Source organism: Polynucleobacter necessarius (genome assembly GCF_900096755.1).
Classification (GTDB): Bacteria; Pseudomonadota; Gammaproteobacteria; order Burkholderiales; family Burkholderiaceae; genus Polynucleobacter; species Polynucleobacter necessarius_K.
Window position 1 is genome coordinate 1,444,711 of record NZ_LT615227.1, and the last position, 25,620, is coordinate 1,470,330.

A 25,620-nucleotide genomic window follows, 5' to 3' on the forward strand; every position below is an offset into this window, starting at 1 on the left:
AGCTGCACCCATCATTTAAACTAGTGTTATTGGTGTAAATAGTAGCCATACCAGCCAACTCAAGACGCCATGGACCTATTGCCTGCGATGCACCAAGTCCCGGCTGAACAAACCAGCGATTGGCACCAACATTGACCATTTGTTCGCTGTTGTACTTGCCCCAAGGAACGGAGGCGGCAATACTGGCGCCAATAATTAAATCCTGCTTATAGCTTTTAAATTCATCCAAACTCAGGGCGGGTGCACCATACAAATTTGCTGAGGCTTTGATCACGGGGTCAGACATGCCTTCTGATAACGCATTAAATGTTTGACCGCCTGCTGTGCCTGTACCAGAGAGTTCTGCGTAAGGTAGTAATAAGCTAAGACGCCCAGATTGGCCGGCAATATCTAAGACATGGGTTAGGCTGACTGCTTCTGTAGTTAATTTGTATGAGCCGCTCTTGGCTTGTGCAATACCGCCGGTGGCAAAGTTCATTCCAATGGGCGCATTGGAATATAGGCGCGCTTCGATTTCTTGGGCATGCAATTGCCCGGAAAGCATTAACAGCAAGCAAAGCCAAAAAATTCTCACACTCACAGCTAGCAATTACTTTTTAGAGCCAAATAGGATGGCGAGTGTTGCCGTGTTTCCGAGGGCTTGATTGACGCCCATAAAAATCAAGTATGGCCAGACGATTAGCCAATAAACAATGGATAGGGCCAAAATTCGCAATGGCTCGCCATGACCGAAGGCACCCATAGAGGCAATAAATTCTTTGCCATCGATTAAGCCATGTAACCCTGCCTCTAAATAATTCAATGCAAGCACGATGACGATATACACCAGAGACTCATTAAAGAGAGACTTCACAATGCCATGCTCTTTGCTAACTTTGATTGGGTAGGCGGCTTGGGCAATCAACATAAATTTCGCCGAGATGCCAGCTTTGATTAATGCAAATCCAAAAAGTGAAAGCGGGATAGGCCTCTCTTCAAGGGCGGTGGCCGCCATGAAGGTGATTGCGCAAAACCAAGTGCCAAAATAAAGAGTAAGCGCTAAAGCTTTCTTAAACCCTTCCTTAATCTTTTCTTTGATTCCGTGTGAGGGGGCGTTTGGTTTAGAAGTTGCAGTCATTCAGGCAGTCATTGGGTAATTGGTGGATAAAAAACTATTCGCTACAAGAAGAGCAGGCTTCTACAGGCGCGGGTTCATGCGTGTAACGCGCAATAAAGGCGTGCTTGCTTTGCATCGGCAACTCAAGCCAAACAAAATGCCCTGAACCTGGCGCTACATCAATCGGTTCACCACTCATATTCCACATCTTCTCCAGGACTAAATCCTTGTTACCTTGTGGCTCAATGATTTCAATCTTGTCGCCAACTGAGAAACGATTCTTAACGTCGACTTTGACGCGACCAGATGTGGGATCTATATCCAGCGTTTCACCAACATACAAACTTCTGCCAGAAAGAGAGTGACCTCTCATGTAGAGCTGATACTCTTTATCGTGATGACGCTCATAAAAGCCATCGGTATAGCCACGATTAGCAAGACCCTCTAAGTTTCCAAGCAGGGTTGTATTAAAAGGTCTACCAGCAACAGCATCATCAATCGCTGAACGATAGGCTTGAACCGTCCTAGATACGTAGTAAGGGGACTTGGTGCGACCTTCAATCTTAAATGAATCAACACCCATCTTAGTAAGGCGCTCAATATGTTCGACTGCACGCAAATCCTTGGAGTTCATGATGTAAGTGCCGTGCTCATCCTCTTCCATTGGCATTAAATCATCAGGCCTACGAGCCTCTTGAAGCAATACAACATCGCCACTGGTCGTTTGTTGACCAGGTTTTACTTTGTAATTCCAGCGACAAGCATTGGTACATGCGCCTTGATTAGAATCTCGGTGAGACATATAGCCAGATAGTAGGCAGCGACCAGAATAGGCAATGCACAAAGCGCCATGGACAAATACTTCTAATTCCGTTTCAGGACAATCTTGGCGAACCTCTTCGATTTCATCAAATGAAAGCTCACGAGACAAAATCACGCGGCTAATACCAACGGATCTCCAGAATTTTGCAGAGGCGCCATTTACGGTATTAGCTTGAACGGATAAGTGAATAGGCATATCTGGCCATGCCTCTCTTGCCATCATGATCAAACCAGGGTCAGACATGATCAAGGCATCAGGCTTTAATGCAATCACTGGATCCATATCTTTGATATAGGTGCGCGTCTTACCACCATGTGGCAATAAATTAGAAACCAGGTAAAACTTTTTACCTAGATCATGCGCGGTATCGATTCCTTGTTTGAGGACCTCGATCTTGCCAAAATCGTTACTGCGAACGCGTAATGAATATCTAGGCTGCCCGGCATAAATCGCATCGGCGCCAAAGTCAAAGGCAGTGCGGAGCATCGAAAGGCTGCCTGCAGGGGCTAGAAGTTCTGGAATTTTTTTCATGGGCTCTATTTTAAAGGGCTTGGGGCGGTGGTTTGGGGTTTAAGCCCAACTAATGCGGATAGGAGGCCCAGGCAACGGCTAAATGGCCAAATTTTCCGTTTGGGGGAATCTCGGAAATGCTATATTGGACCCATAAATACAAATGGGTATAAACCCAAAAGGAGACTAGGTGAAATTCACAGCACAGGCATTGTTTGCAGTTATCTCATGCGTCTTTCTCGGCCAAGCATTTGCCGCCGGCAAGATTCAAATGAACGAGTACATGGTTCAAAGCGATACCCCTGGTATTTCGCTTTATGTTCGCACATTTAGCAGGCATGAAGAAGTTTTCAGCTGAAAAGACCCTGCTTTATGTTCACGGCTCTACCTACCCAGCAGAAACTGCCTTTGATTTAACTTTGGGCGGAACCTCTTGGATGGAGTACATGGCATCACATGGGTATGACGTTTGGTTGGTAGATCTGCGTGGCTATGGAAAATCGACAAGACCTCCGGAGATGGATCAACCTGCAGATCAAAATCCTCCGATTGTCAGAACCGATGTTGCCGTAAGAGAGGTATCTAGTGCAGTTGATTACATTCTCAAAAATTCCAGAAGGTTGGTTTGAGAAGTGGGCTGAAGCCACATTTGACACTGATCCATGGGGTAGAACGCAGACTCCAAAGAAGCTAAGAGCGCCTAATGGAACAGTGCAAGATGCGCGTGAGTACTGGACAGCAGGCAAGCCCGTTTATGAGCCTAAAGACATTCGTGTACCAGTAATGCTCGTGCACGCAGAGGCAGAGTGGGATGCGGATTTGCCAAGCTATATGCTGTACGAGTACTTCACTAAACTAGAGAATGCGCCATACAAAATCATGCTGCAGATCAGCGAAGGTACTCACACCATTATTATGAAAAAGAACCGTATTGTTGATGTTTGATGGCGTTCAAGAGTTCTTGGATAGCTCAAAGAGTTCTTGGATAGCTCATTTAAGCCTGAGAAATAAGAGACCCCTTAAACAGGCCTGAAAAAGAAAAAGCCCCTAGATTTCTCTAGGGGCTTTACTTATTTGGCTCCTCGACCTGGGCTCGAACCAGGGACCTACGGATTAACAGTCCGGCGCTCTACCGACTGAGCTATCGAGGAATAAGCCGATATTATAGCAAGATGAAATCACTTCTTCCCACTTCTGTGCAGATCCCCAAAGTACTGACCATTGCTGGCTCTGATAGCGGCGGCGGGGCGGGGCTTCAGGCGGACCTCAAGGTCATTACTGCCTTTGGGCGGCTACGGCATGTCCGTGATTACGGCTATAACGGCTCAAAATACTCTTGGGGTCACAAGGATCCAAGACGTGGGCCTTGATGTGGTGGAGGCTCAAATTGATGCCGTTCTGCTCGATATTGGGGTTGATATTGTCAAAATAGGGATGTTGGCCAGCCCAGAAATCGTAAGAACAGTAGCAAAGCATTACGTAAGCATGGAGTCAAGCGGATTGTTCTTGATCCGGTTTTGAGGGCAACTTCAGGGGCAAGTTTGGATGGTGATGACACTGCTCAAGCAATGATTGCTGAATTATTCCCAATAGCAACATTGATTACGCCCAATATGGATGAAGCTTCATTGTTACTCGGTAGAGAAATTATCGGACCAAATGATTTCAAATTGGCCGCAGAGCAATTGCTAGAGATGGGTCCTCAGGCGGTGTTAATTAAAGGTGGGCACTTAGATAGTACGCATACCCAAATTACCGACTACTTACTGTGGCGCACTATTGAGGATGGTCTTGAAGTAGTACAGTCAAAAGAATTTAAACACTATCGCGTTAATACTCCCAATACGCATGGCACGGGATGTTCGTTATCTTCAGCAATTGCAACATACCTTGCGGATGGTCATGATCTTAGTCATGCAGTTGCTAAGGCGATTGCATATGTTGAGGCTGGATTGGAAGCGGGTCGCTTTTTAAGTATTGGGGAAGGCCCTGGACCGTTGTGGCATATGCACGATTTTTATCCAACAGAGCGTTGATAGACGAAAAAGAAAAGCATTAATTAAGACGCCGCAAAGGACGTCTTAAGTTAAGCGCGCATCAATTCTTGTGGGTGCTTAACAGCCGCTTTAGGATCTTTAGCTTGTGTAATGGCTCGAACTACGGCCACTGAACCAACGCCACTCCTGCTCACAGCATGAATGCTATCTTGGTCAATGCCGCCAATAGCCACCAATGGGTAGTGACTCATTAACTTGGCGTATTTGTATAGACGTCCTAATCCTTGCGGTGCCGTTGGCATCTTCTTGAGATTAGTTGGAAAGACTGCGCCCATTGCAATATAGCTTGGGCAAATGCGATCTGCATAGACTAGCTCTGCATAGTCGTGTGTACTTAGGCCAAGCCTTAGGCCGGCTTCATGTATTTCTTCTAAATCTGCTAACTCTAAATCTTCTTGGCCGAGATGAACGCCATAGGCTTCGGCATTAATAGCCTCTTGCCAATAGTCATCAATAAAGAGCAGGGTCTTGCTATCTTTAACGGCCGCTACAGCCTCTTTAATTTGTTTGCGTATCTTGGATTTATCTTCTGACTTAAGGCGCAATTGCACGGTCGGAATCTCAGCGTCAACCATGCGCTTCACCCAATCTGCATCAGGCATCACACCATAGAGCCCCAAGCGTTTTGGACATTCAGGAAAAGCCTTGGGGTTCATATTGCGAGTCCAAGGCAGTAAGTCAAAATGTTCAGGTCTGTCAGGCCATTTAAATGGATTAAAGCCACCATCATGCTGGGCCATTCTGGACCACGCCTTACCAAGCACTTTGGCGTCGGATTCAATAAAGCCCATCTCAATGCTGGCTAATGCGCCAGCGAGTTCGTAATGATCAACTGCAGATTCATTATCAATTTTGGGTGGCGGGGATGTCAGTGTGTAAGTTGGAATCGGAATGCACAAATCTTCATTGCGATGGGCTGCAACAATTTGATCGGCAAGGTCGCGTATCAAACTCATGAAATCAGTGTACTACTTAGCTTTGGTGCCAAAAAGGGGTGCCTACCAATGGAGTGCTGGCTTGAGCAGATGCTTGTGGCTTCATGGCGCCAGATAGATAAGCAGAGCGACCGGCATCTACTGCCATAGAAAAGGCTTTTGCCATCACAACAGGATCATCGGATAATGCTACGGCAGTATTGAGTAGTACACCATCAAAGCCCCATTCCATTACAGTGCAAGCATGAGAAGGTAGGCCAAGACCAGCATCTACCAAGAGCGGAACCTTTAAGCGGTCACACAAGAGTTTCATGGCATAGGGATTTAAAGGGCCTTGCCCAGTAGTACTAATGGGGGCGGCCCAAGGCATTACAGCTTGGCAGCCAACATCGACAAGTCGTTGGCATAAAATCAAATCTTCTGTGCAGTAAGGCAAAACCTTAAAACCAGCTTTAATTAAAATTTCAGCAGTTTGCACCAATCGCAATGTATCTGGTTGTAAGGTGTAGTCGTCACCGATGAGTTCTAACTTAATCCAATCCGTTTCAAATACTTCGCGCGCCATCCGTGCAGTAGCAATTACTTCTTGCGGGCTATGGCATCCAGCAGTGTTTGGCAATACCGGAACAGCCATCTTCTTTAATAGATCCCAAAAACCACTATGCGCTTCAGCTGTCGCGCTACCTTGACGTCGTAAGCTCACGGTAATCATGGCGGGATTGGATGCCTGTACTGCGTTCCCCAGAACCTGTGGCGATGGATAGCGAGAAGTTCCTAGAAGTAAGCGACGACTAGCAAAGCTTTCACCATAGAGCACTAAGGCGTTAGCGCTATTGAGATTGTTTGGAAGTGGAGCAGTCATTTTTAATCGTTGAATATTGGGGATTAGCCGCCAGTGACCGGGGCAATCACTTCGATTTGGTCATTTTCATTAAGCGCAAATTCTGAATGCTTGGTCTTGGGTACGAAATTCATATTTACCGCTACAGCGTACGGCGGTTTGGCATCAATTAATGCCAGTGCGTCAGAGATCACGCTCTGGCTTGGAACTTCATATTCGACCTGATTCACAATTACGCGCATGCAACCTCTTGTTGTTGAAGCCCTTTAGTAATGCTTAATCCTAATTCCAGAGCAGAGGCGCTCTCACCGTGCTCTAAAAGCTGAAGAGTGCAATCAAGCACTGCTGGCGCAATCATAAAACCATGACGATAAAGGCCGTTGATCATGATCAAATCAGAAAGCCCTTTTTGTTGCTGTGTTCTGATTTCTGGAAGATTGTTTTTGAGGGTGGGGCGGCACTGAGTCGCCATTTCTAAAATGCGCGCTTCTGCAAATCCGCTATGCACAGTGTAAACAGCGCTAAGTAGTTCCATAGCGGAGCGCACACTCATTTCAGAGAGGTCATCTGATTCAATTTCCGTGGCGCCCACAACATAAATATCGTTTTCTTTTGGGGCAATATAAATAGGGTAGCGCGGATGAATTAAGCGTGTAGGGCGACGTAATTTCACTTCTGGTGCATATAAACGTACAACCTCGCCACGCACACCACGCAGGGTATTTTGAGTCTGAGTTGCAGCCCATTGGTCTTTGGCGCCAGTCCCTCGGCAATCAAGCACTGCTGTATATGACTGTTTACGTAAGTCCTCTGGATTAACTTCTGCATTCCAGTGGCAGTTGACCTTCAATGCATTTAACTCAACAATCAGCGCATCAAGCAATTGGCGATTATCTAATTGGCCTTCCTTCATTGGGTAAATACAAGGCTTGATTAAAGCGATCAGCTACACCTGGTTCGATGTTGCGCAATTGATCGTTATCTAATTTTGTGGCTTAGTTAATGATGGATTGCTACGACAATTACTCTCTAGGTGGGCGCTAAAACGTTCCGCATCACTCGCATCTTGCCTGTGCCACAGAATCAGCGTGCCATCCTGTTGAAAATAGACGGGCTCAGATAGCTCGCTAATTAACGCCTTCCAGCGCGGCAAGCTATATTGACCCATACGAACGACTGAGTCTTCTGTAATGGCAGATTCAGCGAGGGACGCCAACATAGCGGCTGCGATTCGCGCAGCGGCATGTGAGCCGTCAGGACCACCTTTATCAAAAAGGTCAACTTGGGCGCCACGTCTAGCAAGCGACATTGCCAGTAGCCGACCTATTAGGCCGGCCCCAACAATGGCGTATTTGCTATCGGATAGCACTTGCTTGCCCATGCTTACTGATAAATCTCACTACCGCGCTTACGGAATTCTGCAGACATTTCTTCCATACCCTTAGAGGCATCGGCAACTTCGGTAATTGGAATCACTTTGGCTTTTGGATTGCCATCGGCATCTAATGTAGCGGCGTAGTCACGTACTTCTTGAGTAATCTTCATTGAGCAGAACTTCGGTCCACACATCGAACAGAAGTGCGCAATCTTGGCGCCTTCAGCTGGTAAGGTTGCATCATGGTATTCACGTGCGCGCTCAGGATCTAAGCCGAGATTGAACTGATCTTCCCAGCGGAACTCAAAGCGCGCTTTAGATAGGGCGTAGATAGGGCGTTATCTCGAACTTGAGCACCAAGCAAGCCTTTAGCAAGATCGGCGCCATGGGCGGCAATCTTGTAAGTGATGATCCCTTCGCGTACGTCTTCCTTGTCTGGCAGGCCTAAGTGTTCCTTTGGAGTGACATAGCAAAGCATCGCTGTGCTATACCAACCAATTTGCGCAGCGCCAATACCGCTGGTGATATGGTCGTAACCAGGGGCGATGTCAGTGATCAATGGTCCAAGGGTATAGAACGGCGCCTCTAAGCAATGCTTGAGCTCTTCAGTCATGTTTTCTTCAATACGCTGCATTGGTACGTGACCAGGGCCTTCGATCATGACTTGAACATCATGCTTCCAGGCTTTAGCAGTTAACTCACCAAGGGTATGCAATTCACCAAATTGAGCGGCATCGTTGGAGTCGGCGATACAGCCAGGACGCAAGCCATCACCAAGGCTAAATGACACGTCATAAGCCTTCATGATTTCGCAAATCTCATCGAACTTGGTGTAGAGGAAGTTTTCTTTGTGATGCGCAAGACACCACTTAGCCATGATAGAGCCACCACGAGACACAATGCCGGTGATGCGATCAGCTGTAAGCGGTACATAGCGCAGCAATACACCAGCATGAATGGTGAAGTAATCCACACCTTGTTCTGCTTGCTCAATTAAGGTGTCGCGGAACATTTCCCAAGTAAGGTCTTCTGCAATACCGCCAGTTTTATGCAGTGCTTGATAGATTGGAACGGTACCAATAGGAACCGGTGAGTTACGAATAATCCACTCACGTGTTTCATGAATGTGCTTACCAGTGGATAAATCCATAATGGTGTCAGCACCCCAACGAATAGACCACACCATCTTTTCAACTTCTTCGTTGATGGATGATGTCACAGCAGAGTTGCCTAGATTGCCGTTAATCTTCACACGGAAGTTACGACCAATAATCATTGGCTCTAATTCAGGGTGATTAATGTTTGCCGGAATGATGGCGCGGCCTGCGGCAATCTCAGAACGTACAAACTCGCCGGTGATGATCTCAGGAAGATTGGCGCCGTAGCCCTTGCCAGGATGCTGCTTCAAGAGTTGTTTGTAAGCAGGATCTTTACGCAATTGCTCAAGACCCATAGACTCGCGCAATGCAATGTATTCCATCTCGGGAGTAATGATCCCCTTGCGAGCGTAGTGCATTTGACTAACGTTCTGACCGGACTTTGCTACGCGTGGCGCACTGATGTGTGAAAAGCGCAAATTTTGAGTTGCTTCATCCTTAGATCGAGCAACACCATATTCAGAGCTGGGGCCTGCTAATTGAATGGTGTCATTACGTTCAGCAATCCACGCATCACGCAGTCTTGGCAAACCTTTTTCAAGGTTGATCACAACATCTGGATCGCTGTATGGGCCGGAGGTGTCGTAAACAGGAACAGGTGGATTTGCTAATAGCTCTTCGCCAACACGAGTAGGCAATTGCTCAATCATTCTGATTGGCGCCTTAATGTCAGGTCTTGAGCCTTGCAAATAGGTTTTCGTTGAAGCGGGATAGGCAAACTTTTGCCCGAAGTCACGTTCTAAGCTTTTGAGGCTTGGAATTTCGTGTTTTGCGTTTTTATTTGCAGATTTACCTGTACTCATGTCCATCTCCTAGCGTTTTTAGATGGACGAAACCGGGTGTCGGTCTGATGTAACTCCCCACGCCAGCATTACCTGGATCGGGTTCGAGGGTCTTTCTCAGCGCCTTCAAGCTAAAACCGCTATGAAGGGCACCCCTGTTTCATCCTTAATAAGGATTTAACCACGAATTGAGGAATTTCCGCATGACGAGAGTCAAGCAGGGGTATAGAGAGCCAATCAGGCTCTAAAACTACCTATTGCGACGCAATATGAAGTCTGACGTTACAAAGGCTGCATCAGAAGTGAACTCATCGGCCAAGATTCTGGCAGTGAAATTTCAATAAAACCGCTTACTTCACCATCATGATTAGTGGGTACGAAGTTGTCGACTAATTCCAAATCGTAAATATAGAGCTGTTCGTCATGAAAACCGCGTCCTGGAGTTGGGCGGCGCATATGAATGCGCCCAACAGGTTCAATCTGGGCGGCAATTTGTTCTGGCACACTAGCTTCTTCCCAGAGCTCGCGACGCGCGCTAACCCAAGGAGTTTCATCGGCCGTAATACCACCAGCAGCCAGGTTGTCTAATTTGCCTGGGTCGGTAGGCTTGGTTTCACTGCGTCGTCCTAGCCAAATCGTATTGCCTTGGGTATAATAGCCATTGATGTGTGGGTCGCCATACTGCGAAAACCAAATGTTCTAAATGCTGCACGTTCAAGGCGAAAGTATTTGTGACCATTGTTATCTACCCAAGCAAAGTCTTCATTGCGCCAACCAAGAATGTATCCACCCATTCTCATGCGATCATCAAGTTGATAAAGACTTGCAGATAAATCTCTAGGTTTGCCAATCTGAATCGTTAACTTGTCATTCCCCATGTGAATGAGCGGAATAGATTGATTTTGCAAAGACTCTTGCAGGTAAGGGGTGAACTCTGGATTAAGGTGTCCTATGAGTTGATCATCAGCAGCGCCGCGCGATAAAAATATGGGCATGAAATCTGCCGGAGCAGAGCGTGCCGTGTTTTGGAGCATTTCTTCTAGGGCGGCTAGCGTGCTGGTGGAAAGACTGGTCATGGCCCTAAGTGTAAGGGAACTTGGGGGTTTACGCCCCAAATGATGGATTTGTCTAGCATAAAAATCATCACGGATAGTTTAAAAAATTATAAGCAAATAGGTAGAGTGGGGAAATTGATTCTGCACACAATTTAGGCAAGCTAGGTCTACCTATACAAATCTGTGACTTACGAAAACTTTTGCTGATTTATCCACAAGGCCTGTGGATAAGTATGGGGAGCTTCTGGTCCCGCCGACAGGAATCGAACCTGTATCCCACGCTTAGGAGGCATGTGCACTATCCATTGTGCTACGGCGAGAATATATAAAAAATAAAAGTGTGCTATGACAATTTTAAGTGCTGCAATCTTAAGCCAGCTTCCATTTAGATGCTTACCAGCCGCAAGAGAGCCCATACTTGATTTGTCACAGCCACCATCATATCGGGTGCAAAGTACAGCGAAAAAACAAACAACAATACAAACAAAGCCAAGCCATAGGAGATGAATTTCCTGGGGACTGAATTTTTTCTAAGCATTGGCGACTCTATGAATGGCGCGTTCCTTTACAGGAAGATTTACCAAGAATGCAAAGACACCTAAACCAATCGCGATTTCCCAAACAATCATGTACGAACCAGTTCGATCAAATAAGTAACCACTTAAGAATGCGCCGCAGAAGCTGCCTAGCTGATGCGAGAAGAACACTAAGCCAGAAAGCATGGTGAGATATTTCACACTAAATATTTGTGCCACGATGCCGTTTGTCAGTGAATGGTAGAGAGCCACAAGAAGCCCATGACAGCGGCAAAAATATAGGTGCTCATTGGGGGGGTGGGCGGCAGCAATAAGAATGCGCTAATGGCGATGGAGCGCCCCAAATGAGATTTTGAAGGGCGATAGTCAGTGCAAAGGTCTCGCGGCCCCAGCCATTGGCCGAAGTAATCGGAAGATTAAATAAGCCAAACCCATGGCGAATGCCCATGGATAAGGTCACCATGAGCCCGCCATAGATGAGAACCTGCTGCATCGAGAGGCCGGGTTTGGTGCTTTGCTGGCTCATAAGGGTTAGATGATCCCTTTGTTACGCAATGCTTCAATAGTCTTGTCATCGAGCTTAAGTCGCTCATGCAAGATTTCATTTGTATGTTGGCCCAAGGTTGGTGGCGCCATGCGAACTTCTGTAGGGGTCTTTGAAAGGCGCATCGGGCTAGCTACCAACTTCATGTTTCCGGTAGTTGGGTGAGGAACATCAATCTGTACGCCGCGATGAATGACTTACTCATTTTCAAAGACTTCTTTGAAGTTATTGATTGGGCCGCAAGGTACATTGGCTTTCTCAAGCATGGCAATCCATTCGCCCTTAGTCTTTTTGCGAGTCATTTGCTCTAGCAAAGGGATGAGTTGCTTGCGATGCTCAACGCGCAGAGGATTTGATACATAGAGTGGGTTATCGGCTAAGTGAGCCTCGCCACCTGCAGTAACAAAATGTCTAAATTGACTGTCATTGCCTGCGCCCACAATCATCCAGCCATCCGAAGTGGGGAAGGTTTGATAGGGAACAATGATTGGGGAGGCATTGCCCCAGCGCTTAGGAACTTCACCTGAGGTGAGATAGGCACTGGAAACATTGGCCATTACCGCTACTTGCGTATCGAGGAACGACATATCAATGTATTGACCCTCGCCAGTCTGGTCGCGATGAATGATCGCGGTGCTGGCATACATGCCGGTAAAGATGTCTGCGATGGCAACACCAGATTTTTGGGGGCTTGCGCCTTCGAAGTCATGGGCTTCACCGGTGACACTCATAAAACCACCCATACCCTGAATGATGAAGTCATATCCAGGGCGATGGGCATATGGGGTCCGGTTTGACCAAAGCCTGTAATGGAGCAATAGACCAAATCAGCTTTAACTTTCTTTAGGCTTTCATAGCCCAGCCCATATTTGGCTAGATCGCCGACTTTGTAGTTTTCAATCACGACATCGGATTCTGCGGCTAGCTGGCGGATTAATTCCTGGCCCTCAGGCTTGGCGATATCAACCGTAATAGAGCGTTTATTGCGGTTAATGCAAATAAAATAGGCAGATTCGTCGGTATCCTTGCCATTGGCGTCTTTTGCAAAAGGAGGCCCCCAGTGGCGGGTATCGTCTCCAACGCCTGGTCTCTCGACTTTAATGACGTCCGCGCCTAAATCCGCTAGATTTTGTGCGCACCAAGGACCTGCCAGCACTCGGCTGAGGTCTAAAACACGAATATGACTTAAGGCTCCCATGCCCCAATTTTGGCATGGATGACAGGGGAATACCCGAAAATTTCGGCTTTGGGCTCAGACATGACTACAATTTGCGCGCATGGCTACCCGTAAAACTTCCGAATACAGCGAATCGTCGATTCAGGTCCTAAAAGGACTGGAACCAGTCCGTCAACGGCCTGGTATGTACACTCGCACCGATAACCCTTTGCATATCATTCAGGAGGTGCTTGATAACGCATCTGATGAAGCATTAGGCGGTTTTGGTAAGCAAATTATTGTGACTATGCATACCGATGGCAGCGTCAGCGTCGAGGATGATGGTCGAGGCATTCCAGTTGGAATGCATCCAACCGAGAAGTTGCCGGTAGTTGAAATCGTATTTACGCAATTGCATGCTGGCGGTAAATTTGAAAAAGGTACTGGCGGCGCTTATGCATTCTCAGGTGGTTTGCATGGTGTTGGCGTTTCGGTAACAAATGCGCTTTCCAAAAGATTGGAAGTAACAGTCTGGCGTGATGGCCAAGTTTCTACTTTGACCTTCGCCGATGGCAAGGTGATTGAAAAGCTCAAATCTAAACCTTCTTCCAAAGAGGAGAAGTCTCACGGCACACGCGTTCGCGCTTGGCCGGATGGCAAGTATTTTGATAGTTCAGCAATTCCGATGCCTGAACTCATTCGTCTCTTGCGCTCTAAAGCAGTGTTGTTGCCAGGCGTTAAGGTAACGCTGATTCAAGAAAAATCAGGTGACACCCAAACTTGGCAATACGCCCAAGGATTACGTGGTTACTTAAACGAAGCAATGGCCCAAGCTGGTCATGGCGCAGAAGTAATTCCACCATTTGAAGGTGAGCAATACGCTACAGGCACTGGTGATGATGATTCCTTTGCTGAGGGTGAGGGCGCGGCTTGGGTGGTTTGCTGGACCGAAGATGGCGCACCGGTTCGTGAGAGTTATGTGAACTTGATTCCGACTCCTGCGGGCGGCACACACGAAAGCGGTTTGCGTGAAGGTCTCTTTAATGCAGTCAAGGGCTTCATCGAGATGCATGCATTGCAACCAAAAGGCGTGAAGTTGATGCCTGAAGACGTTTTTGCACGCGCCTCATTTATTTTGTCTGCCAAGGTATTGGATCCTCAGTTCCAAGGCCAAATTAAAGAACGCTTAAATTCTCGTGATGCTGTGCGTCTCGTTTCTGGCTATGTAAAGTCAGCGCTGGAACTTTGGTTAAACCAACCTGTTGACTACGGTCGCAAGCTAGCCGACTTAGTCATCAAGCAGGCGCAAGCAAGAACTCGCGCCGGCCAAAAGGTAGAGAAGAAGAAGTCTTCTGGTGTGGCGGTATTGCCAGGCAAGCTGACTGATTGCGAAAGCGAAGATATCGCCATGAATGAAATCTTCCTAGTGGAGGGTGATTCAGCAGGTGGTTCAGCCAAAATGGGCCGCAATAAGGAATATCAAGCGATTCTTCCATTGCGCGGCAAGGTATTAAATACTTGGGAAGTAGAGCGCGATCGCTTGTTTGCCAATAATGAAGTTCATGACATTGCGGTAGCGATTGGCGTTGATCCTCATGGCGCAAATGACAATCCTGATTTATCTAACCTCCGTTATGGCAAGGTCTGCATCTTGTCTGATGCTGACGTGGATGGAGCACATATTCAAGTACTGCTGCTAACACTTTTCTATAAACATTTCCCTAAACTCATCGAGTTAGGTCATGTACATATTTCAAGACCACCTCTATTTAGAGTGGACGCACCAGCACGCGGCAAGAAACCTGCGCAAAAGATCTATGCATTAGATGCTAGTGAATTGCAGGCTATTGAAGATAAATTGCGTAAGGATGGCGTTAAAGAAACTGCCTGGCAAATCTCCCGCTTTAAGGGCTTGGGAGAGATGAGTGCAGAGCAATTGTGGGACACCACATTAAATCCGGATACACGCCGTTTATTGCCTGTAACTTTAGGCACATGGACAGAAGGTGAAACATTTAAAACCATGGATATGTTGATGGGTAAATCAGAATCTGGGGCACGTCGCGATTGGCTTGAAGAGCGTGGCAATGAAGTAGAGGCGGACATCTAATGGCTACTAAAAAAACTCCAGATAAGAATGATCCAGTGGATCCAGCGGACCTGTTTTCCAATCCCGTAGAGATGGACATTGTTGAGGTCGATGAGGTTCCAGCAGTAGCAGCTAGCTCTAGCGGCGGTTCTGGTACTCATGATCCAAAGACTGTTGAGTTAAATGAAGATGGTAAAGATAGTCTGACTTTGGCTGTCTATGCAGAGCGTGCTTACCTTGATTACGCTATCAGCGTTGTTAAGGGCCGTGCATTGCCGGATGTGGCCGATGGTCAAAAACCAGTTCAACGTCGTATTTTGTTCTCGATGAGCGAGATGGGTTTGCGAGCAGACGCTAAGCCTGTAAAGAGCGCCCGTGTTGTTGGTGATGTACTCGGTAAGTTTCACCCACATGGCGACCAATCTGCTTATGACGCATTAGTACGTCTAGCCCAAAGCTTCTCCTTGCGCTATCCATTAATTGATGGTCAGGGTAACTTCGGCTCACGTGATGGCGATGGCGCAGCAGCAATGCGTTATACCGAGGCGCGTTTAACCAAGATCGCCAGCCTGCTTCTAAGTGAAATCGATGAAGGTACAGTTGATTTTGCGCCGAACTATGACGGTTCATTCCAAGAGCCTAAGCTTTTGCCTGCACGCCTACCATTTGTACTGCTTAACGGTGCATCAGGCATTGCGGTTGGTATGGCAACGGAGATTCCTTCGCATAATTTACGCGAGGTAGCTACCGCTGCCGTTGCTTTAATGAAGTCTCCGAAGATGAGTACTTCAGAGCTATTGGAAATCATGCCTGGTCCCGACTATCCAGGTGGCGGGCAGATTATTTCTTCTGCGGCGGAAATTGCGCAGATTTACGAAGCAGGCCGAGGCAGCATTAAAGTACGTGCACGTTGGTCCGTTGAGGAATTGGCTCGTGGCCAATGGCAGGTTGTTGTCAATGAGTTGCCACCAGCAACATCTTCTCAGCGTGTCTTGCAAGAGATTGAAGAGATCACCAATCCCAAGGTTAAGGTTAAGGTTGGCAAGAAGACTTTAACTCCAGAGCAAAATAATCTGAAGTCCACCATCTTGAATGTGCTTGATGGTGTACGCGATGAATCCAGTAAAGATGCTGCAGTACGTTTGGTATTTGAGCCAAAGAGCAAGAATATTGACGTCAACGAGTTCGTAAATCTATTGCTTGCGCATACCTCTTTAGAGTCTAACGCCCCAATGAACTTGGTGATGATCGGCAACGATGGTCGCCCACGTCAAAAGGGTATCAAAGAGATTCTGACTGAGTGGATCGCATTTAGGGTTGCTACCGTTACCCGCAGAACTCAGCATCGCTTGGGCAAAGTAAAAGACCGTATGCATATCTTGGAAGGGCGCTTAACCGTTCTTCTCAATATTGATAAGGTTATTAAGATCATTCGCAATAGCGATGAGCCTAAAGCGGACTTAATTAAAGAGTTCAAGCTCACAGACCGACAAGCTGAAGATATTTTGGATATCCGCTTGCGTCAGTTAGCGCGCTTGGAAGGCATCAAGATTGAGCAAGAGCTCAAAGAGCTGAAAGCTGAGCGTGATGATTTAGAGGGCTTATTGCAAAGCGATACCGTTTTACGTAAGCGCATCATTAAAGAAATCGAATCTGATATGAAGGACTTTGGCGACGATCGTCGGACCCTTATTCAGGAAGATAAACGCGCTGTTGCTGAAACTAAGGTGATTGACGAGCCTGTTACTGTGATCGTCTCCCAAAAAGGTTGGGTTCGTGTTCGCCAAGGACATGAGCACGACGCAACCCAGTTTGGCTTCAAAGCGGGTGATGCTTTGTACGCCACCTTTGAAGTTAGAACGGTGGATGTAATTCAAGGCTTTGGTAGTGATGGGCGGGTCTATACGGTTCCCGTTAGCGAGCTTCCTGGCGCCAGGGGTGATGGATCACCATTGACTAGCTTTGTGAACTTGGCAGCAGGCTCGCAAATGGTTGCCTACTATGCTGGTCAGGCAGATGATTTGGTATTGCTATCTACTAAGGCTGGTTATGGCTTCTTAGCTAACGTCGCCGATATGAGTACTCGTAATAAGGCGGGTAAATCATTCTTAAGCGTGGATGCCAAGGTTCCTGGAGATGCTCCATTAGGTGCGGCTAAGGTTAAGGCAGGCATGAAGCAAGTCGCATGCTTATCTGAAGCTTCCAAGCTATTGGTCTTCCCGTTAGATGAGCTCAAGCGTTTGCCTACAGGCGGCAAGGGCGTCATCTTGATGGGTCTGGACGACAAAGAGTTCTTGGCTTCCGCTATTGCGGTTGGTCCAGATGGCGCTACTTATTCTGGCGCCGGACGTGCTGGTAAACCAACTGAATTGAGTTTGGATGCAAAGACTCTGAAATCATTTGCTGGTAACCGCGCACGCAAAGGCCACTTTGTTGAGCCGCGCCTAAAAGACGGCAAGCTCAAAGCGAATTAATTTTTTTATATTTTCTTTGGTACAGCAATACCGTATTTAACGGCAATCACTTCCGCCAGAATCGATACCGCGATCTCTGGTGGAGTGAGCGCCCCAATATAAAGGCCCACGGGGCCATGCAGCCTGTCTACTTGCGCTTGATTCAAGTCAAACTCTAGCAAACGCTCTTTGCGTTTCTGGGTATTTTTACGACTTCCTAGTGCGCCCACATAAAAAGCGGGTGATCGCAGGCAGCGCTTCCATTAGTGCCATGTCATCCAGTTTAGGGTCTTGCGTTAAGGCAACCACTGCAGTGTGGGAGTCCACGCCAATTTCAAGCAGGACATCATCCGGCATGCCTCTTTTGAAAAGGTGATGTCAGTACGATTAAGGCCCTCAGCGTACTCTTCGCGAGGATCAATCACGATAACCTCAAAGTCGGAGGCAAGCGCAAAATCTGCTGTGTACAAAGAAAGTTGTCCGGCGCCAATAATCACCATGCGCCAACGTGGGCCATAGGTTGTTTGCATGGCTTGCTCAGTACAGGCGAACTCATCGCTACGATCGCCAGGAGTCAGTGTTGATATCCCAGTTTCTAAATTGACGCTCCGACGTGTAATTTGATGGGATGAAATGTTCTCCAGTAATTTTTCTAAAGCGGCTAACTCAGGTTTGGGTTCAACCAAAAGGCGTAAGGTCCCGCCACAAGGCAGGCCAAAACGCGCCGCCTCTTGTTGCGTTACTCCATAAACGACCATCTCAGGGGTGTTGCGAGTGAGGATTTCGGTTTGAACTCGACGAATAAGGTCATCTTCAACGCAGCCGCCTGATACTGAGCCGGCGACTTGACCATCAGCGCGGATGGCTAGCCACGATCCTACCGGGCGAGGGGCCGAGCCCCAAGTCTGAACGACTGTAGCAATGGCAACGGGCTGGCCAGATTTGAGCCATTCGACTGCGGATTTGAGAACGCTTAAATCGGTACTGTTCATGCTTATCTTATTTTTATGAATAATGTGTTTGATTACTATTTATTATCACTCTAATGACCGATTCCAGTAAAACCCCTAGCACCCTAAGATTGCGTCTTGCCGTCTTGATATTGGCTGCGGGTGAGGGTAGACGCCTGGGCGGATATCCAAAGGCATTGCTTCAACAGAATGGCGTCAGCTTGCTAAGGCGCTTTTGCAAGTCAGTGACTGGCTTTTCACCGGTTGAAACATTGGTTGTTACCGGTTTCTATGATGATCAAATTGAAGAAGAAATTCAATCAACCAACCAAGAGCTACATGGCCAAATTACCTGGGTGAATAATCCAAACCCAAATGCAGGGCAGTCATCATCTGTTCGACTCGGACTCGAGAGCCTCAAGAGTGGCTACGATGCTTTATTAATTGCTTTGTGTGATCAGCCTAATATTGGCGCATTAGAAGTTGATGCTCTCTTGGAGCAATTTCAACAACGACTACCAGGACAAGAAATTATTTTGCCAATGGTTAAGGGCCAACGCGGCAACCCTGTTTTATTTTCTAAGAGCGTGATTGATAACATCTTGGCAATACCAGCAATGGCCTGTAGGCCCTTTATGGATCAGCATCCTGGCCTGGTCAGAACTTTAGAATCCGAGAATGAAGCCTATGTATTGGATGTCGATACTTCGACTGACATCCAAAAATTAGGGCTTCAAAAAATGAATCAATAGATTTGATCCGTATTAAATCTCAGCGATGAGTTCAATCTCAACGCATGCACCCAGAGGGATTTGCGCGACACCGAATGCGCTACGAGCATGTTTGCCGGCATCACCAAATACTTCAAACAGCAGTTCCGAGCAGCCATTCACAACCAGGTGTTGTTCTGTGTAGCTATCGGTTGAGTTCACTAAACCCATGACTTTGACGATGCGCTTTACTTTGTCCAAAGAACCTAAGTGATTCTGTAGAGTTGCAATTAAATCGATAGCGATAGAGCGCGCTGCTGCTTTGCCAGTATCCGTATCCATGTCTTTACCCAGCTTTCCTATCCAAGGTTTGCCGTCGCGTTTAGCAATGTGACCAGAAAGAAAAACGGTATTGCCAGTAGTAGCGGCCATCACATAGGCTGCAGCAGGGGGTCCATCTGGAGGCAATTCAATTCCAAGGGTCTTAAGGCGTTCGCTGATGTTTGTGCTCATGATGGATACCAATTATTTGAATATAAAAAAGAAGTGAAGCTAAAAACCGAATATCGGAATCTTACTTGGAAAGTTGTCGCATAGCGCTCTCTAAGCCATTGAGGGTTACGGGGTACATCCGATCCTTCATGAGGTTTTGCATAATGTCGATCGATTGTCGATATTGCCAAATAGATTCTGGTTCAGGATTGAGCCACGCAAAATGCGGAAAATGCTCAATCAGGCGATTGATCCAGACTGTACCAGCCTCCTTATTGTTGTATTCGACAGAGCCATTGGGGCTCAGGATTTCATAAGGGGACATGGTGGCATCACCCACAAAGATCAGCTTATAGTCGGGACCATATTTATTAATGATGTCTTGCGTGGCCGTCACTTGATCTCTTCTGCGACGATTGCTTTGCCACAGATTTTCATAAACACAGTTGTGAAAGTAGTAGTACTCCAAATGCTTAAATTCAGCTTTAGCAGCTGAGAATAATTCCGCTATGCGTTGAATATGATCGTCCATGGAGCCACCCACATCCATCAAGAGCAATACCTTGACTTGATTATGGCGTTCAGGACGCATTTGAATATCGAGCATGCCTGCATTGGCGGCAGTGGAGTGAATTGTTTTATCTAGATCGAGCTCTAGAGTAGAGCCTTCTCTTGCAAAGCGACGTAAGCGCCGCAGGGCAACTTTAATATTCCGAGTGCCTAGCGCCAAATCGCTGTCGTAGTCTTTAAACTCTCTTGCTTCCCAAACTTTGATGGCCGTTCTATTGCCAGCACTCTCGCCACCAATGCGAATGCCTTCAGGGTGGTAGCCGCTATGCCCAAATGGTGATGAGCCCCCAGCGCCAATCCATTTGTTGCCACCGCTATGCCATTCTTTTTGCTCTTTTAATAATTCTTCCAGGCGTTTTTTTAATGCCTCCGGCCCGCCTAATTTTTTGAGAGCTGCCTTTTCTTCATCAGTAAGAACCCGTTGAAGCTTTTTCTCCAACCAATCTAATGGAATATCTGGCGAAAGCGCAATGATTTGCTCAATGCCATTGAAGTAGCTCCCGAATACTTGATCAAAGCGATCAAAGTGCTGCTCGTCTTTTACCAAGGTCAGGCGTGAGAGTTGATAGAACTCATCAATCGATAGATTAATAACACCCGACTTCAAAGCCTCCAAGAGAGTTAAAAACTCTCGCACAGAAACAGGCACTTTAGCCTCTTTCAGATTCAGGAAGAATTGAATCAGCATGAAAAAGCTGAATTAGCGATGATTGCGATTCATCATGACCAAGCGTTCAAACAAATGAATATCTTGCTCATTTTTTAATAAGGCGCCATGCAAAGGCGGCACCACAATCTTCTCGTCATTGCTGTAAAGGGCTTCTGGTGGAATATCCTCCGCCAGTAAAAGTTTTAGCCAGTCAATAAGCTCCGAAGTAGACGGCTTCTTCTTTAACCCGGGCAAGGAGCGTATTTGGTAGAAGGACTTGAGGGCAGCATCTAAAAGATCTTGCTTGATATTGGGGTGGTGAACATCAACGATACTTTGCATCGTCCCGGCATCCGGGAAGGTAATGTAGTGGAAGAAGCAGCGACGCAAGAACGCATCTGGCAGCTCTTTTTCATTATTGGAAGTGATGATGACTAGTGGGCGATGTTTTGCCTTAATGAGCTCGCGGGTCTCATAAACGTAGAACTCCATGCGATCGATCTCACGCAATAAGTCATTTGGAAATTCAATATCCGCTTTATCAATTTCATCAATTAACAGTACGGTTGGCTCGTCTGCTTCAAAGGCTTGCCAAAGCACGCCCTTAACAATGTAGTTGCGAATATCTTTTACTTTTTCATCGCCCAATTGCGAATCGCGTAAGCGACTAACGGCGTCGTATTCATAGAGGCCTTGTTGAGCTTTCGTGGTGGATTTAATGTGCCACTGTAGAAGCGGCATCTTCAGGGCGGCAGCTACCTCTTCGGCAAGCATCGTTTTGCCAGTGCCTGGTTCACCTTTAATCAAGAGAGGGCGTTGAAGTGCAATAGCAGCATTGACGGCCAATTTGAGATCATCTGTGGCGACATAGCTTTCGCTGCCTGCAAAGCGATTTTGGGGTGAGTGGGTGGATTTGCTCATAAGCTTGCCTAAATAAGTGCCTGGATAAGCGTTCAAGTATAGGTAAATGGGGCGAATTTTTCAGTGTTTCTACTGATTTTGGGCCTCAGAATGGCGGGAAGGGCGTCTGTCCGCTATACTCTTCCCAAATTGATCTAAATCAAACTCATTAATAATGATTGCCATGAAAAAACTCTCAATTCTTCCTCATTTGGCCGTTGCTGCAACTTTAGCCTTTGCTGGTTCTGTTGCTCAGGCTGATGAAGTAAAAGGTACCGCTGCTGCAGGTAACGCTAAGGTTTGGCTCTGCGTTGGTTGCCACTCCATTCCTGACTATCGTGCTGATTACCCACTGGTATACAAAGTGCCAATGTTGGGCGGTCAAAATGCTGCTTATATTTCAAGTGCATTGGCTGCTTATAAAAAAGGCGAAAGAAAGCATCCAACAATGCGTTCTATTGCCGCTAGCCTTTCTGATCAAGATATGGCTGACATCGGCGAATACTATGCTGCGCAAACAGCCAGCTCACCTAACAACCCATTGAAGTGATTCATTGATAAAGATACATAGAGATAGATACTTTTATGAAATTTGCACTTATTACTGCAGTTTTGCTCTCCAGCATTGGTTTAACAAGCGTGGCAAATGCTGCTAGCGTGGACAAAGGTCAGGCGTTGGTAGAAAAGGCTAATTGCGCCTCTTGCCACGGTGCTGGTCTGAATGCCCCAATCTTGCCGGCTTATCCTAAGTTAGCTGGACAGTACGCTGACTATGTTTATTACGCCTTAAAAGCGTACAAAGTGGGTAATGGCAATGCTCAGTTTGGTCGTAATAACGCTGTAATGGGCTCTCAAGTGCAAAACTTCAGCGATGCTGATTTGCAAGATATCGCCGCTTATGTTGCTTCTTTGCCAGGAAACTTTGTAATTAAGAAGTGATTTCCCAGCTTCGGCTACTTAAAATAAAGGCTTAGATTAATACTCTAAGCCTTTATTTTTTATAGGTATTTATAAAAAAATAATTCTTATTTAACTGCCTCTAGGCCGCGGGCCAGGTGGTTACGCATTGCGAGCTCGGCCGCCACAGGGTCTCTCTTGAGGATGGCCTGCAGAATCTGGCGATGCTCCAATAGTGAGCTCTGCAGTCGACCGGTTCTACTCAAGGAGTCTCGTCTTTGTAGCTTCAGAACCTTTCTAAGGTCCTCAATAACACCATTCATCCAGCGATTTCCTGCGATTTCTTGTATCAACTCATGAAATCGGACGTTTACCTCAAAAAACTGCTCAGCATCACGATCTGCAGCCGCCTTTTCTAGACGGTGGTGAATATCGTCTAGCTGAGTCAATTGGGCTTCGGTAGCTTTAAGGGCGGTTTCTTTGGCCGCTTGACCCTCCAGCAGGGAGAGGATGGTAAAAATTTGCTCTAAATCACCACGATCAACCTCGGTTACGTAGGCGCCACGACGCAATTTCATCGTAACAAGGCCCTCAGATGCCAAAACCTTAATGGCTTCACGCATTGGGGTGCGACTAATACCAAATTGAATCGCTAAGCTTTGTTCGTCTAACCAGCTTCCAGGGGTCAATTCATGGGCAAAAATCTGCGCTCTGAGGCGTTCAGCTACGTCCTCGTATAGTGGTCTGTTATTCAGTTTTGTATTCATAATTATATATACAATAACTTTACAAATATCAAATTGTCAAGCAAAATGTCTGACATATTTAGCAACTTTGTAATAAAGCCAACCGGGAGTGCTTTGTGAGTTCAGAAAAGAAAAGTTCGTCTAATCAATCATGGCCATCAGTACCAGAAACCAATCTGGACGCATGGAAAAAATCCGCACCTAATGGTGATGTTGATTCATTGGGCTGGAAAACGCCTGATGGAATTCATTTAAAAGCGCTTTACACATCTTCGGATATTGAAGGTCTTAATTACACCGATACCTTGCCAGGTTTTGAGCCATTCGTTCGTGGACCCCAGGCAACAATGTATTCAGTGCGTCCTTGGACTATTCGCCAATACGCAGGTTTCTCTACTGCGGAAGAATCCAATGCTTTCTATCGCAAAGCCTTAGATGCGGGTGGTCAAGGCGTATCAGTTGCTTTTGACTTAGCAACACATCGTGGCTATGACTCGGATCACCCTCGTGTAACTGGTGATGTTGGTAAAGCTGGAGTGGCGATTGATTCGGTTGAAGATATGAAGATCTTGTTTGATGGCATTCCATTGGACAAGGTGTCAGTCTCCATGACCATGAACGGCGCGGTATTACCGGTATTGGCTGGCTATATCGTTGCCAGCGAAGAGCAAGGCGTAAAGCAAGAGCAGTTATCCGGAACCATTCAGAATGACATTCTGAAAGAGTTCATGGTGCGTAATACCTATATTTATCCGCCAGAACCATCAATGCGCATCATTGGCGACATCATTGAATACACGGCTAAACATATGCCGAAATTTAACTCGATTTCGATCTCGGGTTATCACATGCAAGAAGCTGGCGCCAATCAAGTATTGGAATTGGCATTCACTCTAGCTGACGGTAAAGAGTATGTAAAAACGGTGCTTGCTAAAGGCTTGGATGTTGATGGTTTTGCAGGACGCCTTTCATTCTTTTTTGCAATCGGCATGAATTTCTATCTTGAGGTTGCTAAGTTACGCGCTGCTCGTTTGTTGTGGTGGCGCATTATGAAGTCCTTCGAGCCAAAGAATCCAAAATCCTTGATGCTCCGTACGCACTGCCAAACTTCTGGCTGGTCTTTGACAGAACAAGACCCATACAACAACGTAGTGAGAACAACGGTTGAGGCAATGGCAGCGGTATTTGGCGGAACTCAATCCCTGCACACCAACTCATTAGATGAAGCAATCGCACTTCCTTCTGAGTTCTCAAGTCGTATTGCCCGCAACACCCAATTAATTCTCCAAGAAGAAACCCATATTCCTAGTGTGATCGATCCATGGGCCGGTTCTTACATGATGGAGAACCTTACTCAAGAGATGGCTGACAAGGCTTGGGAAATCATCCAAGAAGTTGAAGCAATGGGCGGCATGACTAAGGCTGTTGAAAGTGGTTGGGCCAAATTGAAGATTGAAGCGGCTGCAGCTGAGAAGCAAGCCAAAATTGACTCCGGCTCTGATGTCATTGTTGGCGTGAATAAATACAAACTTGGTAAAGAAGATCTCGTTGATGTATTGATGATCGATAACGATCGAGTGCGCGAAGATCAAGTTGCTCGCCTAAAAGATATCAAGGCGAAGCGTGACAATCAAAAAGTCAAAGCTGCATTAGAGGCTTTGACTAAAGCTGCGGAAGATAACTCTGGAAACTTGTTGGAATTATCGGTAAATGCAATTCGTTTACGCGCAACAGTGGGCGAAGTATCCGATGCATTAGAAACAGTTTACGGGCGCCATCGCGCCGATACTCAAAAGGTGACCGGTGTGTATGCAGCTGCTTATGACTCAGCCGAAGGTTGGGCAAAACTTCAAACAGAAATCGCTGACTTTGCAAAAGACTTTGGTCGTCGCCCTCGCGTGATGATTGCTAAGCTTGGTCAAGATGGCCATGATCGTGGTGCAAAAGTGGTTGCCACTGCTTATGCTGACTTGGGCTTTGACGTGGATATTGGACCGTTGTTCCAAACCCCAGAAGAGTGTGCACGCCAAGCGATTGAGAATGACGTTCATGCCTTGGGTGTATCCACCTTGGCGGCCGGCCACAAAACTCTGGCGCCAGCCATCATTGCTGAATTGAAAAAACAAGGTTCAGACGACATTATTGTGTTCGTTGGTGGCGTCATACCAAGACAAGACTATGAATTCCTGTACGAAGCAGGTGTTAAGGGAATCTACGGCCCTGGCACGCCAATTCCGGCTTCGGCTAAGGATGTGCTTGAGCAGATCCGCAAGTCTGTTAATAAACCAGCTTAATTC

General features: G+C 46.8%; 23 protein-coding genes, 2 tRNA genes, 6 pseudogenes and 1 riboswitch. Of the genes and pseudogenes, 10 read left to right on the forward strand and 21 right to left on the reverse strand.

All coding sequences use genetic code 11. The features are described 5' to 3' along the window. Positions 1-28: 28 nt before the first annotated feature. The 3 genes and pseudogenes from DXE27_RS07595 to DXE27_RS07605 all read right to left on the reverse strand — a co-directional run. Positions 29-544, reverse strand: a pseudogene (locus DXE27_RS07595) (transporter); the annotation flags it as partial. A gap of 45 nt (positions 545-589) precedes the next feature. After that, entirely contained in the window at positions 590-1,117 is a 528-nt protein-coding gene (locus tag DXE27_RS07600) for a hypothetical protein (protein WP_128113505.1), read from the reverse strand. Between the two features lie 34 nt (positions 1,118-1,151). Then, positions 1,152-2,450 carry a peptidase U32 family protein gene (locus DXE27_RS07605; protein ID WP_128113506.1) on the reverse strand — a complete coding sequence of 433 codons (1,299 nt, stop codon included), beginning with the start codon at positions 2,448-2,450 and terminating at the stop codon, positions 1,152-1,154. Between the two features lie 169 nt (positions 2,451-2,619). Between DXE27_RS07605 and DXE27_RS09300 the strand changes: the two genes are divergently transcribed. Genes DXE27_RS09300 through DXE27_RS09310 form a run of 3 tightly spaced genes read left to right on the forward strand, consistent with a single transcriptional unit; the run spans position 2,620 to position 3,374 of the window. Beyond that, positions 2,620-2,787, forward strand: a complete 168-nt coding sequence (locus DXE27_RS09300) for a hypothetical protein (RefSeq protein WP_197712365.1) — start codon at positions 2,620-2,622, stop codon at positions 2,785-2,787. Next, positions 2,747-3,058, forward strand: a complete 312-nt coding sequence (locus tag DXE27_RS09305) for an alpha/beta hydrolase (RefSeq protein WP_231969742.1) — start codon at positions 2,747-2,749, stop codon at positions 3,056-3,058. Before DXE27_RS09300 ends, DXE27_RS09305 begins: the two co-directional genes overlap by 41 nt. Then, positions 3,015-3,374: a hypothetical protein gene (locus DXE27_RS09310; RefSeq protein ID WP_197712367.1), complete on the forward strand. Its 360-nt coding sequence runs from the start codon at positions 3,015-3,017 to the stop codon at positions 3,372-3,374. The genes DXE27_RS09305 and DXE27_RS09310 overlap by 44 nt, the downstream gene beginning before the upstream one ends. A 130-nt stretch (positions 3,375-3,504) precedes the next feature. Here the strand turns inward: DXE27_RS09310 and DXE27_RS07615 are convergent. Then, positions 3,505-3,580: transfer RNA gene (locus tag DXE27_RS07615), tRNA-Asn, on the reverse strand. A gap of 21 nt (positions 3,581-3,601) precedes the next feature. On the opposite strand from DXE27_RS07615, the pseudogene thiD reads away from it, so the two are divergent. Continuing rightward, a pseudogene (thiD, locus tag DXE27_RS07620) lies at positions 3,602-4,465 on the forward strand (bifunctional hydroxymethylpyrimidine kinase/phosphomethylpyrimidine kinase). Between the two features lie 50 nt (positions 4,466-4,515). Here thiD and thiE read toward each other — a convergent pair. The 11 genes and pseudogenes from thiE to DXE27_RS07665 form a co-directional block, all read right to left on the reverse strand. After that, positions 4,516-5,442 carry a thiamine phosphate synthase gene (gene thiE / locus DXE27_RS07625; RefSeq protein ID WP_128113507.1) on the reverse strand — a complete coding sequence of 309 codons (927 nt, stop codon included), beginning with the start codon at positions 5,440-5,442 and terminating at the stop codon, positions 4,516-4,518. A gap of 16 nt (positions 5,443-5,458) precedes the next feature. Beyond that, positions 5,459-6,283 carry a thiazole synthase gene (locus DXE27_RS07630; RefSeq protein WP_128113508.1) on the reverse strand — a complete coding sequence of 275 codons (825 nt, stop codon included), beginning with the start codon at positions 6,281-6,283 and terminating at the stop codon, positions 5,459-5,461. Positions 6,284-6,306: 23 nt separating this feature from the next. Beyond that, complete coding sequence (gene thiS, locus DXE27_RS07635) at positions 6,307-6,504, reverse strand: sulfur carrier protein ThiS (protein ID WP_128113509.1); 198 nt, start codon at positions 6,502-6,504, stop codon at positions 6,307-6,309. After that, positions 6,495-7,643, reverse strand: a pseudogene (locus tag DXE27_RS07640) (FAD-dependent oxidoreductase). The gene thiS and the pseudogene DXE27_RS07640 overlap by 10 nt, the downstream one beginning before the upstream one ends. A 2-nt stretch (positions 7,644-7,645) precedes the next feature. Then, a pseudogene (gene thiC, locus DXE27_RS07645) lies at positions 7,646-9,597 on the reverse strand (phosphomethylpyrimidine synthase ThiC). 37 nt (positions 9,598-9,634) lie between these two features. Further along, positions 9,635-9,743, reverse strand: a riboswitch (TPP riboswitch). Positions 9,744-9,858: 115 nt separating this feature from the next. Further along, positions 9,859-10,272: an NUDIX hydrolase gene (locus DXE27_RS09860; protein WP_331852078.1), complete on the reverse strand. Its 414-nt coding sequence runs from the start codon at positions 10,270-10,272 to the stop codon at positions 9,859-9,861. Then, on the reverse strand, positions 10,203-10,652 hold the full coding sequence (locus DXE27_RS09865; RefSeq protein ID WP_231969744.1) for a hypothetical protein: 450 nt from the start codon (positions 10,650-10,652) through the stop codon (positions 10,203-10,205). The genes DXE27_RS09860 and DXE27_RS09865 overlap by 70 nt, the downstream gene beginning before the upstream one ends. A gap of 224 nt (positions 10,653-10,876) precedes the next feature. Then, positions 10,877-10,951, reverse strand: a tRNA-Arg gene (locus DXE27_RS07655). A gap of 210 nt (positions 10,952-11,161) precedes the next feature. Next, a pseudogene (locus tag DXE27_RS07660) lies at positions 11,162-11,514 on the reverse strand (MFS transporter); the annotation flags it as partial. Beyond that, on the reverse strand, positions 11,454-11,693 hold the full coding sequence (locus DXE27_RS09870) for a hypothetical protein (protein ID WP_231969745.1): 240 nt from the start codon (positions 11,691-11,693) through the stop codon (positions 11,454-11,456). The gene DXE27_RS09870 and the pseudogene DXE27_RS07660, both read right to left, overlap by 61 nt. 5 nt (positions 11,694-11,698) lie before the next feature. Continuing rightward, positions 11,699-12,909 (reverse strand): annotated as a pseudogene (locus DXE27_RS07665) (CaiB/BaiF CoA transferase family protein). Between the two features lie 79 nt (positions 12,910-12,988). Here DXE27_RS07665 and DXE27_RS07670 point away from each other — a divergent pair. After that, positions 12,989-14,977 carry a DNA topoisomerase IV subunit B gene (locus DXE27_RS07670; RefSeq protein ID WP_128113510.1) on the forward strand — a complete coding sequence of 663 codons (1,989 nt, stop codon included), beginning with the start codon at positions 12,989-12,991 and terminating at the stop codon, positions 14,975-14,977. Positions 14,978-15,048: 71 nt separating this feature from the next. Beyond that, positions 15,049-17,430, forward strand: a complete 2,382-nt coding sequence (parC, locus tag DXE27_RS07675; protein ID WP_172457158.1) for a DNA topoisomerase IV subunit A — start codon at positions 15,049-15,051, stop codon at positions 17,428-17,430. 5 nt (positions 17,431-17,435) lie between these two features. Here parC and DXE27_RS10310 read toward each other — a convergent pair whose 3' ends face one another. Both DXE27_RS10310 and DXE27_RS07680 read right to left on the reverse strand, forming a co-directional pair. Then, positions 17,436-17,639, reverse strand: coding sequence for an XdhC family protein (locus tag DXE27_RS10310; protein ID WP_462803967.1), 204 nt, complete (start codon positions 17,637-17,639; stop codon positions 17,436-17,438). Between the two features lie 66 nt (positions 17,640-17,705). Next, positions 17,706-18,401 carry an XdhC family protein gene (locus DXE27_RS07680; RefSeq protein WP_331852067.1) on the reverse strand — a complete coding sequence of 232 codons (696 nt, stop codon included), beginning with the start codon at positions 18,399-18,401 and terminating at the stop codon, positions 17,706-17,708. 53 nt (positions 18,402-18,454) lie between these two features. Between DXE27_RS07680 and DXE27_RS07685 the strand changes: the two genes are divergently transcribed. Further along, the gene (locus DXE27_RS07685; protein ID WP_128113511.1) at positions 18,455-19,111 is read left to right on the forward strand and encodes a nucleotidyltransferase family protein; all 657 of its coding nucleotides are present in this window, start codon (positions 18,455-18,457) and stop codon (positions 19,109-19,111) included. Between the two features lie 12 nt (positions 19,112-19,123). Here DXE27_RS07685 and DXE27_RS07690 read toward each other — a convergent pair whose 3' ends face one another. From DXE27_RS07690 to DXE27_RS07700, 3 genes are all read right to left on the reverse strand, one after another. After that, positions 19,124-19,582, reverse strand: coding sequence for a RidA family protein (locus tag DXE27_RS07690; RefSeq protein WP_128113512.1), 459 nt, complete (start codon positions 19,580-19,582; stop codon positions 19,124-19,126). A gap of 61 nt (positions 19,583-19,643) precedes the next feature. Continuing rightward, the gene (locus DXE27_RS07695) at positions 19,644-20,819 is read right to left on the reverse strand and encodes a vWA domain-containing protein (protein WP_128113513.1); all 1,176 of its coding nucleotides are present in this window, start codon (positions 20,817-20,819) and stop codon (positions 19,644-19,646) included. 12 nt (positions 20,820-20,831) lie between these two features. Then, the gene (locus DXE27_RS07700) at positions 20,832-21,701 is read right to left on the reverse strand and encodes an AAA family ATPase (protein WP_128113514.1); all 870 of its coding nucleotides are present in this window, start codon (positions 21,699-21,701) and stop codon (positions 20,832-20,834) included. Positions 21,702-21,864: 163 nt separating this feature from the next. Between DXE27_RS07700 and DXE27_RS07705 the strand changes: the two genes are divergently transcribed. Both DXE27_RS07705 and DXE27_RS07710 read left to right on the forward strand, forming a co-directional pair. After that, complete coding sequence (locus DXE27_RS07705) at positions 21,865-22,230, forward strand: c-type cytochrome (protein WP_128113515.1); 366 nt, start codon at positions 21,865-21,867, stop codon at positions 22,228-22,230. A gap of 35 nt (positions 22,231-22,265) precedes the next feature. Continuing rightward, positions 22,266-22,619, forward strand: coding sequence for a c-type cytochrome (locus tag DXE27_RS07710; RefSeq protein ID WP_128113516.1), 354 nt, complete (start codon positions 22,266-22,268; stop codon positions 22,617-22,619). A gap of 86 nt (positions 22,620-22,705) precedes the next feature. On the opposite strand, the gene DXE27_RS07715 is transcribed toward DXE27_RS07710, so the two are convergent. Beyond that, entirely contained in the window at positions 22,706-23,344 is a 639-nt protein-coding gene (locus DXE27_RS07715) for a GntR family transcriptional regulator (RefSeq protein ID WP_128113517.1), read from the reverse strand. A gap of 95 nt (positions 23,345-23,439) precedes the next feature. On the opposite strand from DXE27_RS07715, the gene scpA reads away from it, so the two are divergent. Further along, the gene (scpA, locus tag DXE27_RS07720; protein ID WP_128113518.1) at positions 23,440-25,617 is read left to right on the forward strand and encodes a methylmalonyl-CoA mutase; all 2,178 of its coding nucleotides are present in this window, start codon (positions 23,440-23,442) and stop codon (positions 25,615-25,617) included. The last annotated feature ends 3 nt before the right edge of the window (positions 25,618-25,620 follow it).

What these genes read in the sequence shown, in the direction of transcription:
- DXE27_RS07705 (WP_128113515.1), top strand. Translation starts at nt 21,865, where the DNA reads ATGAAAAAACTCTCAATTCTTCCTCATTTGGCCGTTGCTGCAACTTTA.
- DXE27_RS07700 (WP_128113514.1), bottom strand. Translation starts at nt 21,701, where the DNA reads ATGAGCAAATCCACCCACTCACCCCAAAATCGCTTTGCAGGCAGCGAA.
- DXE27_RS07690 (WP_128113512.1), bottom strand. Translation starts at nt 19,582, where the DNA reads ATGAGCACAAACATCAGCGAACGCCTTAAGACCCTTGGAATTGAATTG.
- thiE (WP_128113507.1), bottom strand. Translation starts at nt 5,442, where the DNA reads ATGAGTTTGATACGCGACCTTGCCGATCAAATTGTTGCAGCCCATCGC.
- DXE27_RS09865 (WP_231969744.1), bottom strand. Translation starts at nt 10,652, where the DNA reads ATGACCAGTCTTTCCACCAGCACGCTAGCCGCCCTAGAAGAAATGCTC.
- DXE27_RS07680 (WP_331852067.1), bottom strand. Translation starts at nt 18,401, where the DNA reads ATGAACAGTACCGATTTAAGCGTTCTCAAATCCGCAGTCGAATGGCTC.
- thiS (WP_128113509.1), bottom strand. Translation starts at nt 6,504, where the DNA reads ATGCGCGTAATTGTGAATCAGGTCGAATATGAAGTTCCAAGCCAGAGC.
- DXE27_RS07605 (WP_128113506.1), bottom strand. Translation starts at nt 2,450, where the DNA reads ATGAAAAAAATTCCAGAACTTCTAGCCCCTGCAGGCAGCCTTTCGATG.
- DXE27_RS09305 (WP_231969742.1), top strand. Translation starts at nt 2,747, where the DNA reads ATGTTCGCACATTTAGCAGGCATGAAGAAGTTTTCAGCTGAAAAGACC.
- DXE27_RS07710 (WP_128113516.1), top strand. Translation starts at nt 22,266, where the DNA reads ATGAAATTTGCACTTATTACTGCAGTTTTGCTCTCCAGCATTGGTTTA.
- DXE27_RS09870 (WP_231969745.1), bottom strand. Translation starts at nt 11,693, where the DNA reads ATGAGCCAGCAAAGCACCAAACCCGGCCTCTCGATGCAGCAGGTTCTC.
- DXE27_RS07715 (WP_128113517.1), bottom strand. Translation starts at nt 23,344, where the DNA reads ATGAATACAAAACTGAATAACAGACCACTATACGAGGACGTAGCTGAA.
- DXE27_RS07695 (WP_128113513.1), bottom strand. Translation starts at nt 20,819, where the DNA reads ATGCTGATTCAATTCTTCCTGAATCTGAAAGAGGCTAAAGTGCCTGTT.
- DXE27_RS07670 (WP_128113510.1), top strand. Translation starts at nt 12,989, where the DNA reads ATGGCTACCCGTAAAACTTCCGAATACAGCGAATCGTCGATTCAGGTC.
- DXE27_RS07600 (WP_128113505.1), bottom strand. Translation starts at nt 1,117, where the DNA reads ATGACTGCAACTTCTAAACCAAACGCCCCCTCACACGGAATCAAAGAA.
- parC (WP_172457158.1), top strand. Translation starts at nt 15,049, where the DNA reads ATGGACATTGTTGAGGTCGATGAGGTTCCAGCAGTAGCAGCTAGCTCT.
- DXE27_RS07685 (WP_128113511.1), top strand. Translation starts at nt 18,455, where the DNA reads ATGACCGATTCCAGTAAAACCCCTAGCACCCTAAGATTGCGTCTTGCC.
- DXE27_RS07630 (WP_128113508.1), bottom strand. Translation starts at nt 6,283, where the DNA reads ATGACTGCTCCACTTCCAAACAATCTCAATAGCGCTAACGCCTTAGTG.